The sequence below is a fragment of the Martelella lutilitoris genome (genome assembly GCF_016598595.1).
In the GTDB taxonomy this organism is placed as follows: Bacteria; Pseudomonadota; Alphaproteobacteria; order Rhizobiales; family Rhizobiaceae; genus Martelella; species Martelella lutilitoris_A.
In genome coordinates this window covers 1,529,229-1,545,385 of sequence record NZ_CP066786.1, presented here as the reverse complement: position 1 = coordinate 1,545,385, position 16,157 = coordinate 1,529,229, and the positions used below count along the sequence as shown (strand labels likewise).

Annotated in this window: 12 protein-coding genes; 3 read left to right on the top strand and 9 right to left on the bottom strand. The window is 63.4% G+C overall.

The features are described 5' to 3' along the window. Positions 1 to 267 precede the first annotated feature (267 nt). Both JET14_RS07250 and JET14_RS07245 read left to right on the top strand, forming a co-directional pair. On the top strand, positions 268 to 1,089 hold the full coding sequence (locus JET14_RS07250; RefSeq protein ID WP_200337429.1) for an SDR family oxidoreductase: 822 nt from the start codon (positions 268 to 270) through the stop codon (positions 1,087 to 1,089). An 81-nt stretch (positions 1,090 to 1,170) separates the two neighbouring features. Then, positions 1,171 to 2,187, top strand: a complete 1,017-nt coding sequence (locus JET14_RS07245; protein ID WP_200337428.1) for an AraC family transcriptional regulator — start codon at positions 1,171 to 1,173, stop codon at positions 2,185 to 2,187. A gap of 20 nt (positions 2,188 to 2,207) precedes the next feature. On the opposite strand, the gene JET14_RS07240 is transcribed toward JET14_RS07245, so the two are convergent. The 6 genes from JET14_RS07240 to JET14_RS07215 all read right to left on the bottom strand — a co-directional run bounded on the left by JET14_RS07240 (position 2,208) and on the right by JET14_RS07215 (position 8,468). After that, the gene (locus JET14_RS07240; RefSeq protein WP_200337427.1) at positions 2,208 to 3,341 is read right to left on the bottom strand and encodes a Gfo/Idh/MocA family protein; all 1,134 of its coding nucleotides are present in this window, start codon (positions 3,339 to 3,341) and stop codon (positions 2,208 to 2,210) included. Positions 3,342 to 3,352: 11 nt separating this feature from the next. Beyond that, positions 3,353 to 4,114, bottom strand: coding sequence for a sugar phosphate isomerase/epimerase family protein (locus JET14_RS07235; RefSeq protein WP_200337426.1), 762 nt, complete (start codon positions 4,112 to 4,114; stop codon positions 3,353 to 3,355). Positions 4,115 to 4,247: 133 nt separating this feature from the next. Beyond that, positions 4,248 to 5,339 carry an ABC transporter ATP-binding protein gene (locus tag JET14_RS07230; RefSeq protein WP_200338013.1) on the bottom strand — a complete coding sequence of 364 codons (1,092 nt, stop codon included), beginning with the start codon at positions 5,337 to 5,339 and terminating at the stop codon, positions 4,248 to 4,250. Between the two features lie 3 nt (positions 5,340 to 5,342). After that, entirely contained in the window at positions 5,343 to 6,239 is an 897-nt protein-coding gene (locus JET14_RS07225; RefSeq protein ID WP_024708036.1) for a carbohydrate ABC transporter permease, read from the bottom strand. 10 nt (positions 6,240 to 6,249) lie between these two features. Next, on the bottom strand, positions 6,250 to 7,143 hold the full coding sequence (locus tag JET14_RS07220; RefSeq protein ID WP_200337425.1) for a carbohydrate ABC transporter permease: 894 nt from the start codon (positions 7,141 to 7,143) through the stop codon (positions 6,250 to 6,252). A 92-nt stretch (positions 7,144 to 7,235) separates the two neighbouring features. Further along, entirely contained in the window at positions 7,236 to 8,468 is a 1,233-nt protein-coding gene (locus tag JET14_RS07215) for an ABC transporter substrate-binding protein (RefSeq protein WP_200337424.1), read from the bottom strand. Between the two features lie 605 nt (positions 8,469 to 9,073). On the opposite strand from JET14_RS07215, the gene JET14_RS07210 reads away from it, so the two are divergent. Beyond that, the gene (locus JET14_RS07210; protein WP_200337423.1) at positions 9,074 to 10,129 is read left to right on the top strand and encodes a LacI family transcriptional regulator; all 1,056 of its coding nucleotides are present in this window, start codon (positions 9,074 to 9,076) and stop codon (positions 10,127 to 10,129) included. Positions 10,130 to 10,162: 33 nt separating this feature from the next. On the opposite strand, the gene JET14_RS07205 is transcribed toward JET14_RS07210, so the two are convergent. The 3 genes from JET14_RS07205 to JET14_RS07195 all read right to left on the bottom strand — a co-directional run bounded on the left by JET14_RS07205 (position 10,163) and on the right by JET14_RS07195 (position 16,042). Then, on the bottom strand, positions 10,163 to 10,543 hold the full coding sequence (locus tag JET14_RS07205; protein WP_024708041.1) for a YbaN family protein: 381 nt from the start codon (positions 10,541 to 10,543) through the stop codon (positions 10,163 to 10,165). A gap of 204 nt (positions 10,544 to 10,747) precedes the next feature. Then, positions 10,748 to 14,446: an AsmA family protein gene (locus JET14_RS07200; protein WP_200337422.1), complete on the bottom strand. Its 3,699-nt coding sequence runs from the start codon at positions 14,444 to 14,446 to the stop codon at positions 10,748 to 10,750. Positions 14,447 to 14,638: 192 nt separating this feature from the next. Continuing rightward, the gene (locus JET14_RS07195) at positions 14,639 to 16,042 is read right to left on the bottom strand and encodes an FAD-binding oxidoreductase (protein WP_200337421.1); all 1,404 of its coding nucleotides are present in this window, start codon (positions 16,040 to 16,042) and stop codon (positions 14,639 to 14,641) included. Positions 16,043 to 16,157: the final 115 nt, after the last annotated feature.

Below are 16,157 nucleotides of genomic sequence, written 5' to 3'. Positions count from 1 at the left end.
TTTCGACGTGGCGCCCCGGTTCCGGGACGGAACCTTCGCGTAAAGAGGCGCTCGTGGGAGAAAGCGCGCGGCAAAAGGCCGCCCGCCATTGGGAAAATCCAGGCCGGACTATAGTCCATTCGCCTGCAATGATCCATGTTCTTGGCCACCGAGCCGAAGGGATCGGTTGGCGCGATCGGATTGAAGAACGGCATCATCCGCCAATGCGGCCGCTTTCCCTGGCGGCTATCCTGCCATCTCCCGTCGAGATCAGGAAAGGCAAACATCATGACAAGGACCGTTCTTATCACCGGCACGTCGAGCGGCCTCGGCCGCGCTGCGGCGCGGCTGTTCCAGGTCAAGGGCTGGAACGTGGTCGCGACCATGCGCGCGCCCGAGAAGGAAACCGAGCTGACGCGTCTCGACCGCACGCTCGTCGCACGCCTCGACGTGGAGGACCAGAGGTCGATCGAGAAAGCCGTCGAGGCCGGCATTTCGGCCTTCGGGGCGATCGACGTGCTGGTCAACAATGCCGGCTACGGCGCCTTCGGGCCACTGGAGGCGACGCCGCTCGAGAAGGCCCGCCGCCAGTTCGACGTCAATGTCATGGGCCTCATCGCGGTGACGAAGGCGCTGCTGCCGTACTTTCGCGCCCAGAAGAGCGGCGTGATCGTCAATATCTCCTCGATCGGCGGGCGGATGACCTTTCCGCTCGGCGCGCTCTATCACGGTACGAAATTCGCCGTGGAAGGCCTGTCGGAATCACTGCATTTCGAGTTGGAGCCCCTCGGCATATCCGTGAAGATCGTGGAGCCGGGCGGCATACGGACCGATTTTTCCGGCCGCTCCCTCGACTTCAGCAATGATCCAGCGCTGGAGGAATACCAGCCGGTTGTGAACACGCTGCTTGAGGCCATCGGGCCGATGATGGAAAACGGCTCGTCGCCGGAAACCATCGCCGAAGTGGTCTATCGCGCGGCAACCGACGAAACGCCGCAACTGCGTTTTGCCGCGGGCGATGATGCCGTGGTCATTCTCGAGAGGCGCGCTGCAAGCGATGACGCGACCTTCATCGGCGGTCTCAAGGCGCAATTCGGCATGGGCAACTGACGCCGCATCATGCAGAATGCGTTGATGGGTCGAAGCGTTTCCAGGAAGAGCGGAAGCGCTCTATGAGGGATGAAGCCACATATGATGACGACCGGCTATGCGCTTGACGCCACGTGGCGTCCGCTGCTCAAGGATCTCGGCCTTGTGCCGGCGGACGTCCTCAGGCGCGCCGGGCTTGCCGATGATCTTCTGCAGCGTCCCGGCCTCCGGCTCGCCTCGGAGGACTACTATCGTCTCTGGGAGGCGGTCGCGCAGGACGACCGACTCTTTCCCCTGAAACTCTGCCGGGCCATCCGCGCCGAATCCTTCTCGCCGCCCCTGTTCGCCGCCCTGTGCAGCCCGAATCTCGGCGTGGCGCTCGGCCGCATCAAGGCCTACAAGAAGCTGATTGCGCCCATGCGCCTCGACCTCATCGAAACAGAGGATAGTGTGACGGTCGAGATGACATGGCTTGATACGCCATTCCGCCCGCCGCAAAGCATGATCCAGTTCGAACTGCTTTTTGCCGTGACGCTCGCGCGCATGGGCACGCGCGAACAGATCAACCCGGTCGAGGTCGAAACGACCGCACTGCCGGCCCAGGCCGGGCCCTTCGAAAACTTTCTCGGCGCGTGCATGAAACCGGCCGCGCGCAACGCCGTGACCTTCTCCGCAAGCGATGCCGCCCGCCCCTTCCTGACCTCGAATGAAAGCCTGTGGGACGCATTCGAGCCAGGCCTGCGTGAACGGCTCGCCGATCTGGAGGAAGGCGCAACGACCGTCAGACGGGTGAAGGCCGCCTTGCTGGAAGGCCTGCCAAGCGGGCTCGCCTCGATCGAGGCGGTGGCGGCCAAGCTTTCTCTGAGCAAGCGCACGCTGCAAAGACGGATCGAGGCGGAAGGCTGCTCCTACCAGCAGATACTGCAGGAGACGCGCGAGTCCCTGGCCTGGCACTATCTGACGACAACGGCATTGCCGTCGGCTGAGATCTCGTTTCTTCTCGGCTTCAGCGAGCCGAATTCCTTCAACCGGGCGTTCCGGATATGGACCGGCCTTACGCCGGAAGGCGCGAGACATGCCGGAAGGGTCGGAACGCCGCCGCAGCGACGCTCCGCCTGAGGGCAAGGCATAAGGCCCTGTTACCGCAGAAGCGCCGCGGCCGCCTCGGCGTCGAGGGCCGCCGGCTGGGTGCAGGTCGTCGACAGCGGCACGAAAGCGCCGGTTTCGCCCGATTTCAGGATCGCGGCCATCACGTCGACCCCATGCAGCGCGCGTTCGAGCGAACAGCGGGCGTCACGCCCCTCGATCAGCGCCATCGCCATATCCGCCAAGCCCGCCGTGCGGTAGTTTGCCCGCCCGCCCTTGTCGAGGTTCTGGTTCGCCTTGCCGAAGGGATGATCGCCGAGGTCCAGCACCTCAACGGCGCCGTCGCGCCCGGCCGCCTCCACCGTTCCGCCGAAGAAATTCGGATCGGGCACGAACAGCGAGCCTTCCGTTCCGTAAAGCTCCATGGGGGAATGGCGATGGGCAAAGACATCCCAGCTTGCCGCAAGCGAGACCGTCGCGCCGCTCTCGAATTCCAGAAGCGCATGAATGTTGGTCGGTGTCTTGACCGGGATGATCTCGCCCTTGCGCGGTTCGGACGTGATGGTGCGGGTTTCGTTGGCCATTGAGGTCAGCGCCGCAACCCGCTTCACCGGGCCGATCAGGTTGATCAGATTGGCGATGTAGTAAGGCCCGAGATCGAGCACCGGCCCGCCGCCGGGCAGGAAGAAGAAGTCCGGATTCGGGTGCCACATCTCCATGCCCGCGCTCATCACATGGCAGGTGCCGGAGGTGATCCGGCCGATTTCGCCCTCATCGATATATTTGCGGGCGCGCTGGTGGGCGCCGCCGAGAAACGTATCCGGCGCGCAACCGACGGCGAGGCCCTTTTTTGCGGCGAAGCGCCCGAGTTCCTTGCCCTCGTCGACGGAGAGCACCAGCGGCTTTTCCGAATAGACATGCTTGCCGGCTTCCAGCGCGCGCCGCGACATTTCGTAATGCGCCGCCGGAATGGTGAGATTGACGACGACGTCGATCTCGTCATTGGCGAAGAGTTCGTCGACGCCTTGCGCGATGACGCCGTATTCCTCCGCCCGCGCCTTGGCCGCGGCAGCGTTGATGTCGGCGCAGGCCAGCACTTTCAGCCCCTTGAACATCGGCGCGAGCGAAAAATAGGTCGCGGAAATATTGCCGCATCCGAGGATGCCGACACCCAGTTCCTTGGTCATGTTTGCCTCGTTCAGAAGGTCTGGAAAGATGCGATCGAACGCTCGATCAGCCGGTCGATGTCGTTCGGATTGTCATGCTCGACGATGTAATGCTTGATCGGCATCGACTTCAGCACCTTCATCAGGCCCTTCCAGTCGACCGTGCCGTAGCCGACATCGGCCCAGCCATCCTCGTCCTCGTTCTCGCCTTCCTCGGCGATATCCTTCACATGAACGGCGGTGATCCGCTCCTTGAAGAGCTCGATCCAGAAATAGGGATCGGCGTCGCCGCGGATTACCCAGGCGATATCGGCTTCCCAGGCAAGCGACGGGCCGCCGGCCATGATGTGACGCATCGGCGCCGTGCCGTCGGGCAGAAGCTCGAACTCGAAATTGTGGTTATGCCAGCCGAAGACGAGGCCGGCGTCGCGGAAGGGTTTGCCGGCTGCCTCGAGCCGCGCGCCGAATTCCTTCCACCCCGCGGCCGTATCGGGCCGCTGGTCGGGCAGGAGGAACGGGCAGAACACGCTGTCCATCTTCAACCTGGAGGCAATCTCCAGGACTCGGTCGGGATCCGTCTCCAGCATGGCAAGGCCGAAATGGCCGGTCGGCATCGACAGGCCGATTGCCTCGAGGTCGGCGGCCAACCGGTCGAGGCCGGCCTCGTCGAGATCGTCATAAAGCGCGCCGTAGCCCTCGACCTCGCCATAACCCGCGGCCGCGAGCTTTTTGAACACGCCCGAAAAGGGCTGATAGTTGCGCGCGCTGTACAGTTGAAATCCGAGTTTCGTCATCTCTTCCTCCCGGCAGTTGCGTGCTGCCGAACTCCGCATTGAGACCGGCGCGGACATGCGCCGGCAAAGGTGTTTCCGTCCCGCAATTCTACCGCGTTTGCCCGAAAGGGAAAGCCGGGACTTTCCAATTGCATCAGAGCCTGAGCTCCGTTTCCGCGTCGAACAGCGATGCCAGTTCCATGGCGAAGGCGAGCCTGATCTGCTGTCCCGGCTTGTAGCGCTTGTTGCCGCCGACGCGCACCGTGAACAGATGGCCGGCATGTTTCAGCCACAGGAGATTGTCCGCGCCCATCGGCTCCTCGAGATCGACCACGGCCTCATGCACCTCCTGGCCGGCCTGGATCTCGTCATCGACCATCACATGTTCCGGCCTGACGCCGAGCGTGACCTTGCCCGACGACGGCAGAGGGCCGTTGCCGTCATAACCCTCGAGGGCAAAGTCGACGCCATTGGACCGGAAGATCGTCTTCCCGTCCTTTTCCGCCAGTTCCCCGCCAAGGAAGTTCATCGAGGGCGAGCCGATGAAGCCTGCGACGTAACGGTTGACCGGGCGGTTGTAGATCGTCGTCGGCTCGTCGAGCTGCTGGATGACGCCGCCGCGCATGATCGCGATCCGGTCGGCAAGCGTCATCGCCTCGATCTGGTCATGGGTCACATAGACCATCGTGTTTTCGAGCGACTGGTGCAGGCGCTTGATCTCGACGCGCAACTCCGACCTCAGCTTTGCGTCGAGATTGGACAGGGGCTCGTCGAACAGGAAGACATCGACATCGCGCACAAGCGCGCGGCCGATGGCGACGCGCTGGCGCTGGCCGCCCGAAAGCTCGGCGGGCTTGCGCTTCAGAAGCGGTTCGATCTGCAGAATTTCGGAAGCCCGCTTGACGCGCTTTTCGATCTCAGCCTTGGAGACCTTGGCAACCTGCAGTCCGAAGGACAGGTTCTTCTCCACCGTCATCTGCGGATAGAGCGCATAGGACTGGAACACCATGCCGATGCCGCGATCCTTCGGTTCGAGCCAGGTCACGTTCCTGTCCTTGATGAAAATCTGCCCGGCGGTAACGTCCAGAAGCCCGGCGATGCAGTTCAGAAGCGTCGACTTGCCGCACCCCGACGAACCGAGAAGCACCAGGAACTCGCCGTCCTGGATATCGAGATCGAGATTTTTCAGCACGTCGACGGCGCCGAAGGAGAGCGAGAGATCCTTGATTGAAACACTCGTAGTCATCATTCACCCTTTCACCGCGCCGGCGGCGATGCCGCGCACGAACAGCGGTCCGGAAACGAAATAGACGGCCAGCGGAACGAGGCCGGTCAGAAGCGTTGCCGCCATGTTGACGTTGTATTCCTTGACCCCCTGCACCGCATTGACGATGTTGTTGAGCTGCACCGTCATCGGATAGTTCTGCTGGCCGGCGAAGATCACGCCGAAGAGGAAGTCGTTCCAGATGCCGGTCGTCTGGATGATCATGCCGACGACGAAGATCGGCAGCGACATCGGCAGCATGATGCGGAAGAAGATCTGCCAGAAGCCGGCGCCATCGACGCGCGCCGCCTTGAACAGCTCCTCCGGCAAAGAGGCGAAATAGTTGCGGAACAGGAGCGTCAGGATCGGCATGCCGAAAATGGTATGGACCAGCACGATGCCCGGAAGCGTCGAGAACATGTGCAGTTCGCGCAGGATGATCACCAGCGGATAGAGCATCACCTGGTAGGGAATGAAGGCGCCGAAGAGCAGCACCGTGAAGAAGAATTCCGAGCCCTTGAAGCGCCAGTTCGCCAGCGCATAGCCGTTGACCGAGGCGACCGCGATCGAGACGATGATACCCGGAACGGTGATCTTGACCGAATTCCAGAAGCCGACGCGGATGCCTTCGCAGTAGAGCCCGGTGCAGGCCTGGCTCCACGCCTTGACCCAGGGTTCGAAGGTGATTTCGACGGGCGGCGCGAAGATATTGCCCATGCGGATTTCCGGCATGCCTTTCAGCGACGTCACCACCATCACGTAAAGCGGAATGAGATAATAGACTGCGGCGACGAACAGGATGGAATAGAGAATGATCCGCGACGGCGCGAAGCGGCGCCTGGGGCGCGGGCCCGACGGTTCATTGGAAGCAACTGCACTCATCATCCCCACCTCATTTCTTCTTGTCTCTGAATTCCATCAGCGCCCAGGGCACGAGGATGATGAAGACGGTGACCAGCATCACGGTCGAGGCGGCGAGCCCCTGGCCGATATTGCCGCGCTGGAACATCAGGTCGTAGACATATTTGGCGGGCACTTCCGAGGCGAATCCAGGCCCCCCCTGCGTCATGGCGACGACGAGGTCGTAGACGCGCACGATGCCCGAGGCGACAATGACGAGCGTGGTCACGAACACGCCGCGCATCATCGGAATGACGATGAAGAGATAGGTCCGCCAGGCAGGAATGCCGTCGACCTTGGCCGCTTTCCAGATTTCTCCGTCGATGCCGCGCAGGCCCGCCAGCATCAGCACCATGACAAGCCCCGTTCCCTGCCAGAGCCCCGCGATCACCAGCGCATAGATGACCGTGCTCTTGTTGCCGAGCATGGCGAAATCGCCTCCGGGCAGGCCAAGATCATCGAGAAACTTCGGCACGCCGAGGCCGGGATCGAGGATCCATTGCCAGACGAGGCCGGTGACGATGAAGGAGAGCGCGAAGGGATAGAGAAAGATCGTGCGGAAGGTGTTCTCGAAGCGGATTTTCTGGTCGAGCAGCGTCGCCAGAAGAAAGCCGACGACAAAGGAAAAGACGAGGCTCAAACCGCCATAGATCAGGAGGTTGACGATCGCCACATTCCAGCGGGTCGTGTCGAACAGGCGGTCATACTGGGCAAGGCCCACGAAATTCTCGCTCGGCAGAAGCCGCGAGTCGGTGAATGAATAGATAACCGTCCAGGCGGTGCAGCCGATGAAGATGACCACGGCGGTCAGCATCATCGGGATTGCCGCGATCTTGGCGTTCAGATTCTTGAACAGACCGAACGGACGGCGAGCAACAGCAGCCATTGCAGCTCCCCTCACAGATTGGCATGGGACCGGCAGGCGAAGGGGCAGAGCCCGTCAGAGCTGAGCCCGCCCCTTCCCTGTTCGGCCGAGGCTTACATGGCCTGTTCGATGATCGACTGCTGCTGTTCGAGCGCCTCGTCGACCGTCATGTCGGAGGAGAAGAACTCCAGCGCAAGGTCCGTGATCTGGCCCTGCGTATCGGAATCGAGCAATTGCTCGGTCGACGGCAGGACGTTGTCCGGATTGGCGAGGATTTCGAGACCCTTCTTCATGCAGGCATTGGCGGCTTCGAGATCGACATCGCCGCGCACCGGAAGCGAGCCCTTGACGAGGTTGAACTCGACCTGGGTTTCCGGCGAAACCAGCATGGAGGCCAGCTCGAGCTGGGCCGCCGTGATCTCTTCGTCGTTCGTCTTGGGGAAATAGAAGGCATCGCCGCCCGTATCGAGCACCGGGTTGTTGCCGAGCCCGGGAAGGCAATCATAATCGACGCCGGCCTCCTGGCCCGCCTGGGCGAATTCGCCCTGCGCCCAGTCGCCCATGATCTGCGCGGCCGCATCGCCCTGGATCACCATATTGGTGGCGACATTCCAGTCGCGACCGGAATAGGCGTCGTCGACCATGTCGCGCGCCTGGGCGAATGCTTCCCAGATGGCGCGATTCTCGTCGCTCATCACGGCGTCGGGATCCTTGTCGCCGTTGACGGCGAGATAATTGTCGACGCCGCCGATGGCGACCTGCATCACGTTGCGGATGCCGTCGACCTGCCAGGGCTGGCCCGTGGCGAGCGGAATGACGCCGGCTTCCTGCAGCGCCGGCGCCGCATCGACCAGTTCCTGCCAGTTGGTCGGCACCGGAATGCCGTTGTCCTCGAACACGTGGCGGTTCAACCACATCCACTGCCAGGAATGGATATTGATCGGCACGCAATAGATACGGCCGTCATATTCGCACGCCTCAAGCAGCTTGGCGGGACGGATCTTCTCGCGCCAGTTTTCCTTCTCGGCGAGATCCGTCAGGTCCAGCATCAGGCCGGCCTTGATCAGTTCCTCGGCGTCGCGGCCGGTGTTCATCTGGGTCGCGCCCATGGGATTGCCGCCGAGAATGCGGCTGATGATGATCGGGTTGGCGGTCGAACCGGAACCGGCGATGGCGCTGTCCACCCAGTTGTTTCCGGTTTCGTTGAAATTGTCAGCCAGCACCTTCACGGCCGCAGCCTCGCCGCCCGATGTCCACCAGTGGGTTACCTCAAGGTCGGTCGCGCCGGCTGCGACAGGCATGGCTACGCCGGCTGCCAGAGCGGCGGTGAGAATTGCATGTTTCATACTGTCCTCCCAACTGAAACGTTGCCGGAAAAAGGTATGCGAAAGCCAAATAAGGCGCAACCTTTTTGTTCCGTTTTTTGTCAAACTACTACTTTCGACCTAAGGCGCAGATCCGATATACCTCAATATTCTGCATTGCAGCTTTAGTTTAAAGTTCTGTTTTTGTTACGTTAATATTGATTTTTCTGCAACACACGTCAAGCTTGTTCGCATCCGCAACATCCTGGCAACCGACAGTTCCACGCGCATGTATCCCGGCCTTAAATAGTCTGCCTAACACGCGACAGCTATTTTTCTGTATCGTTACAGCAATTCTCGCGCTAGACTGCTGACAACCGGCAGGCGCCAAGCAGGGCCGGCTTGACCGGCGCTACGGAGGGGCGTCGGGAGGGAGGCTCCGCCAGATCCGGATGCAGGGCGGGCGAGGACGCTCAAAAACGACAAGAATGCGCGCAGGATTGGCGTTGCCAGCGAGAATCAGCGTATCGTTGCATTTCAGGCCGGATCCGTCCTGTTGTCCGATACGCTCCGTCAGCAGGGAGGAGACGGGCCGCAGGGCCCGTGCGATCGCGTGGCACGCGCGACGCGGGAGATGAAAGACGTCGATGAAGCCCACGACCGGAAGATCGCGCGAGACAAGCAATGCGCGCCCGACACTGAAGACCATTGCCTACATGACCGGACTCGGCGTGACGACGGTCTCCCGCGCGCTGAAGGACGCGCCGGATATCGCCGAGCACACCAAGGAGCGCGTTCGCCTCGTCGCCAAGCAGCTCGGCTACATGCCGAACCGCGCCGGCGTCAGGCTTCGCACAGGCAAGACCAATGTGATCGCGCTCGTCCTCAGCATGGAGGAAGAGATCATGGGTATGTCCGGCCAGATGATATTCGGCATATCGGACGTCCTGTCGGACACGCCCTATCATCTGGTGCTGATGCCGCAGCCGATCCATCACGATCCGATGGCGCCGATCCGCTACATTCTCGACACCGGTTCCGCCGATGGCGTGATCATCTCGCGCATCGCCCCGGAGGACCCGCGCATCGCCCTGATGCGCGAGCGCGGCATGCCCTTTGCCGCGCACGGCCGCACGGAGAGCGACCATGACTACCCCTTTCACGACTTCGACAACGACGCCTATGCGATGGACGCTGTGGAAAGGCTTGCGGAGCGCGGACGCCGCCGCATCGTCTGCCTGCAGCCGCCGAGCCACCTCACCTATTATCGCTATTTCCGCGCCGGCTTCGAGCGCGGCCTCAGCCGTTTCGGCCTGCAGGAAACGCCGCTGACCTCCGTCAGCACCGATTCATCGCTGTCGGAAATCCGCAACGGCGTGCTGGCGGCGCTGTCTTCATCAACGCCGCCCGACGGGGTTATCGCCTGTTCCGGCAGCAGCGCCGTCCCGATCATGGCCGCACTCAGGGCGCGCGGCCTGAAGCTTGGGGAGGATGTCGATCTCGTCGCCAAGCAACCGGCGGACTTTCTTAACTGGATCAGTCCTGAGATCATCGCCATGAGCGAGGATTTCAGTCAGGCAGGCCGGGAACTCGCCCGCGCCGTGCTCGCCCGGATCGAGAACCGGTCATCGCCGCCGCGACAGAGCATCAGCAAGCCGGACTGGTCCAACGCGCCGCTGTTGAAGACCGCGCAATCACGCTGAAGAAGCCCGGAAAGCGGAGCCGGCCTGCGGACCTCAGCGGTCCGCGCGCACGGCGACAGGCGCCGGACGGGTGACGACGAAAGCGGCGCAACTCAACAGAACCAGGCCGACGGCAAGCTGCAGCCAGAGGAAAGCCGAGGCGAAATAGAGCACGGACAGAAAGCTCACCCCCATCGCTGTTACCGCCAGGATCTTGGCGGGGGTGGCGATCGCGCCTTCGTGGCGCCACTGGCGAAGATGGGCGCCGTAGCGGGGATGGTTCATCAGCCGGGCTTCAAGCTCCGGCGAGGATCGCGCAAAGGCCGCGGCGGCAACAATCAGGAACGGCACCGTCGGCATGATCGGCAAGAACACGCCGATAACGCCCAGCGCAACCATGATCCAGCCGATGACGAGTAGAACCCTGCGTTTCAATGTCCTGTCTCCTGCAAAGCCGGCTCTTCCATAAATACAAATCGCGCTTCAGTCCAGTAACAGCACATATGGGTTTGAAAACGGGCTATTTTTAGAACATTTTCAGGAAAAGTGGATACCGGTTCTCCGTCCGCAAACGCGCACGAACAGAGAGAAAGCGCTTTGGCGATCCCCCCGGAGAAAAGCGGAGGCGCTCGAGGCTTCTCAGGGAAGCGGCGCTTCGACGCCGCGCTGCTCCTCGGCGCCGCGGATCACCGATTCGATCAGCCTGTCCCAGTCGCTCGGCTCTTCAGGCTGCTGCGTGCCGGTCCGGGAAGACCCGCCACCCTCGGCGGGCGTCGGAACGGGAATTGCGGCCTGGTCGCCGGCGGTCGCGTCTTCGGCCTCACGCCGGCGACGTTCCTCCTCCTCGCGGCGCAGGCGCTCGGCCTCCTCGCGCTGGCGGCGCTCCAGCGCCCGCTGTTCCGCACGGAATTCGTAAAGCGTCGCCTCGCGCCTGAGGCGCTGCTTTTCCAGAATATCGGCCTGCAGCCGCTCCACGCGCGCGCGTTCGCGCTCGACCGCTCTGAGAGCGAGGAAGTTGTTCACCTCTGTCAGATCGAGGCTGCGAACCGGATCGGAAAGCGTCCCGTTGAACCCGATGGTGAAGCCGGCGCTTGCCCCCTCCTCGCTCGCTTCGCCGAGTTTCAGCGCCACATCGACCGAGGCTTCCAGGTCGCGTTCGGCTAGGTCGGTTCGCAGCGCGCCGTAGACCCGCGCTTCCGGCAGGTCGACGAAGACATTGCGGGCCTGAAGCACGCCGTCGGTGATGCTGAAGGGAATGGCGATATCGCCTGCGGCAAAGCTGCCGTCGCCAAAGATCAACGACCGCATTTCGTCCTCGATCGCCGCATTGGTAACCTCGGTGCCCTGCGAATCGGCCCAGGCGAGCAGCGGATCGGTGACGGCGAGATCCAGCCCCGCAATGACGGGCGATTTCAGCGTCAGCATGCCGGAGCCGCTTGCATCAGCCATCAACCCGACCGCCGTGTCGGCCGTCGTTTCGACCACGAGGCCGAGATCAAACCGACCGCTGGCAACCGGCCTATCGCCAGCCTTCCACAGCGTCTCCGGCAGGGCAGCATCGGCGAGGTTGAGCTGCGCCTGGAAATAACCGTCGCCGCCCGAATTGCCGAGTTGCAGGTCGCCCGAAAGCGTTCCGTCGAAGAGCCGTCCGGCAAGGCCCGTCACCGTCAGCCCGCCGCCGCGGAAGCCCACCGTGCCGCTCATGCCGGTCACCGGTTCCGGCAGGCCGGCGTCAAAGGCCGCGGCCTGAACGTCGATATCGGCCTCGGCCGTGCCGAAATAGGCGGTCCCGAAGGGCGTATCCGGCAACCCCTCCGGCCCCAGGACGAAATTCGGGCCGAACACCGCTTCCATCAGCCAGGCAAGATCGAGACGGTCGAGGGAGAGCGCCCCGTCAAGCCGGGCGACGGGTTCACCGCGCCTGAGCGCCAGACGGCCCGTCACGCCATTGCCATCGAGATCGCCCTCGATGGCGGAGAGCGCGAACTGCTCCGGGGTGACGTCGAGGTTCGCCTTGACCGAGAGCGGCACGCCGAAGGCGGTTCCCGGCACGGCAAAGGCATTCATGGCAAGATAGGGCTCCAGATCGGGGCTTGCGAGCGAGAGGGAATAGCGGCCGGCCAGGAAATCTCCGGCTTCAAGGCTCGCCTCGCCCGAGGCGGTAAACCGGGTTTCGCCGCTTGCCGCCCTGAGGCCGACTGCGACCGGTCCCTCCCCCTCAGACCGCTCAAATGACAGAGAGAGCTGCGCGCCCGCAGGCGCCGGAATGGGCAGCGGCGCAAGACCGGCCTGGCCGAAGACGATCGCCGCATCCGGGTTGGAAAGCTGCACCTGCCCGCTCACCCCGCCCGGTCCCAGAACGGCGTCGCGCCGCCATGAACCGGAGATGCGGCTGCCATTGGCGCTGCCCGAAAAGACCGCGGAAATGGCCGTGCCATCCTGTCCGAAGGCGAGATCGGCCTCGGCTTCGGCGTTCCGGTACCAGACGGCGTTTTCCGCCAGCATGGTCAGGAACGGATGCGCGCCGAACCGCTTCTGGAGCGTGGCGACGAAGCCGGAGATATCCTCTGCGGAAAATGTCAGACGCCCGGAGCCTGACGGCAGGTCGCGATCCGTCCGGGCCTGCCCGGAAAGCGTGATCGCCGCGCCCGCAAGGTCGCCGATCTCCAGATGATCAACGGAAAGCGCGCCGGACTGGTAAACGAACGCCGTGTCGACAAGCGCTGCGTTCAGATCGAAGGCATTGACCGCGCCGGCCCTCAGCGATGCGCGAATGCGGTGGCGGCTCAGGCCGCTGTCGATATTCTCGCCGACCATCAGTCCCGCCAGCGCCCGCAAAGCATTGAAATCGATGACATTGCCGGAAAGGTCAAGATCGAGTTCAGGCGTCGCCGCACCATTCGACCGGCGCGACATGGCGCCATCGAGCACGGCGTCGCCGGCAACGATCTGCAGGTTTTCGAAGATCTGGCTTCCGTCCGCCAGATCGACATCGGCCGAGAAGCCGGCGCGATCGAGCGCGCGGATCTCGGCGCTGACGCTGCCGGTCAGCCATTGCGAAAGGCCCGAGGGCTGACGCGAGGCGACGAGCAGCGAACCGGTGAACGACGCCTCCTCCCCGAGCGAAAGCCGGCCCGCGGCCTCCACCTGGGTGCGGCCCGGCAGTTCGGCCGAACCGTCCTCGATCCGCCAGCCGTCGCCGTCCGGCGCCGCGTCGAGAACGATCGAGCGGATCGTGGTGTCGCCGGAAACCAGCGCCGGCAGACGGAAGGTCACCGTGCCCGGCAATTGCGGGATCGGCACCTGCTGCAGGAAACCGACCAGCATGTCGAGCCGCTCGCGCGCGTTCGGCGTCGCCACCCTGCCCTTCTTGAGATTGGTGTCGTAGTCGGAAAGCCGCTCGACATTGAACTGCTGGCCGTCCGCCGTCAGAAGGAAGCTGCCGCCCGGGCGCGTATCGAAATTGGCCTCGCCCGAGATCACATAGGGATCGACGCGCGTGCCGATCTCAAGCCGGTATTCGGAAATGGAGATCGATTCATTGGTCAGTTCGAACTGGCCGCTGGCGCGCGGCGGCGGCACGTCCTGCGCGTCTTCCTGGGTGACGGCGAGGCGGAAACCGCCGGCATAGACCGGCTTTCCGTCCTCAAGCGCGACATCGCCCTCAAGCGCTGCTGAAACCGGCCATTCGGCAGGATCGGCCGAAAGCCTCAAACGCATCGTTGCCGTTTCCGGATCCGGCCGGCCGGTGAGGATGCTGAAGGCGCCGGCATGCCCGTCGAGCACGGCATTGCCCTCCATCCGCCACGGGCCCTCGATTGCGTTGGCCGAGAGCATGGCGTCAATATCGGACACCGTGCGCAGCCGGTCGCCGGCATGATCGGCCAGGCGGATTTCGCCGTCTCTGATTTCCACGTCCTCGAACACCACCCGCCGGACAGAGAGCGGCGCGCTGCCGGTCGCCGTCCACGACAGCGCGCCGGTCTCGTCAAGCGTCAGGTTGAGGACCGGATGCTCCAGCAGCATCTTGAAGATGCGGATTTCGCCGCTGAGGAAAGGCGCAAGCTCCGCATCCATGGAAAAGGCATCGGCCGTTGCCAGCGGCGCGCCCGAAGCATCTCGCCCGACCCTGACGTCATGCATGGTGATTGCGGGAAACGGCAGAACCCGGACATCGACATCGCCGACTACCTCGACCTTCTTGCCGAGCGCCCGGCCGGCCTGAACCTCGAATTCCTGACGGAAGCTGCTCCAGTCGACGAAATAGGGAACGACCAGCGCCGCAGACAGCAGAAGAACCAGCAGAGCCCCGATGAAAACAAGTATTCGTCCCAGCAATCTCGCGGTTCCCTTACGTCATTCGCCCGGCCAGCCCCGGCGCAGTCGGGCGGAGGCCCGCGGCGCCGATACCGCTCTCAATCTCAGACGCCCCGTCTCACCCGGCGCCTCGTTGCTGCGAACCTATCACGGTGCGCAAATGCAGGCCAGTTCGGCTTCCCGCACAAAGACAGTTTTGGCGTGTTTCGTCCTTCAGAAAATCTTGCCCGGGTTGAAGATATTGTCCGGATCGAGCGCCTCTTTGATCGCGCGCATGGCGGCAACCGCCGTACCGATCTCGTCAGCGACGACCCTCTTCTTGCCCTGGCCGACGCCGTGCTCGCCCGTCGCCGTTCCGCCCATGGCGATGGCCCGTTCGGCAAGCCGCGTGGTGAAGGCCTCGACGCGGGCGATCTCTTCCGGATTGTTCTTGTCGAACAGGACGAGGAGATGAAAATTGCCGTCTCCCGCATGGCCCACAACGGGCGCCAGAATGCCCTCGCGCTTCACGTCTTCCTGGGTCTCGCGCACGCAATCGGCAAGCCGCGAGATCGGCACGCAGACATCCGTCGACAGACCGTCGAGCTCGGGGGCAAGCGCCCTGCCGGCCCAATAGGCGCCGTGACGCGCCTTCCACAGCTTCGTCCGTTCCTCGGCATTGGCGGTCCACACGAATTCCGAGCCGCCGCATTCGGCCGCGATCTCGGCGAACTGCGCCGACTGCATGGCAACGGCCTCCTCGCTGCCGTGGAACTCCAGAAGCAGCAGCGGCGCCTCGGGAAAATCGAGCCCGGAATAGGCGTTGCAGGCCCTGACCTGGAGCGCGTCGAGAAGCTCGATCCGGGCGACGGGAATGCCCATCTGGATCGTCATGATCACCGCATTGCAAGCCTCTTCCAGCGTCTCGAAGGAAGAAACCCCGCCGGCGATCTTTTCGGGAATGCCGGCGAGCTTCAGCGTGATCGAGGTGATGATGCCGAGCGTGCCTTCCGCCCCGACGAAAAGCCGCGTGAGGTCATAGCCGGCGGACGATTTGCGCGCGCGCCGCCCGGTGGTGATTTCCTCGCCGTCGGCGGTCACCACGGTCAGCGCCAGCACCACGTCCTTCATCGTGCCGTAGCGCACCGCATTGGTGCCGGAAGCGCGCGTTGACGCCATGCCGCCGAGCGAGGCGTTGGCCCCGGGATCGATCGGGAAGAACAGGCCGGTATCACGCAGATAGTCGTTCAATTCCTCGCGGGTGACGCCCGGCTCAACGCGACAGTCGAGATCTTCCGCATTGACCTCGAGCACACGGTTCATGCGCGACAGGTCGATGGAGATGCCGCCTTCGGGCGCATTCACCTGGCCCTCGAGCGAAGAGCCCGTGCCGAAGGGAATGACCGGCACCTTGTATTCCGCGCAAAGCTTCACCGCCGCCTTCACATCCTCGGAACTCTCGGCAAAGAACACCGCGTCCGGCAGCTGCGGCGGCAGGTAGGTCGTGGTATGGGCATGCTGGGCGCGGAAGGCCTCGCCCGTCTGCACCTTGTCGCCGAAACGCTCCCTGAGCAGCGCGATCGCCTCCTGCGCCGCTTGCGGGTCGCGCGGTCGCGTCTGAACGTCTTCAATTGCCAAAACTTGCACTCCGAACCTGTTTTGCCGTAGCCTCCGAAGGCCCGGCCGTCTCAGCGTTGTATGCGAGGATCGCCGCCTGCGTCCAGTGCCGGCCGGCATTGCAGATCTCAACTTA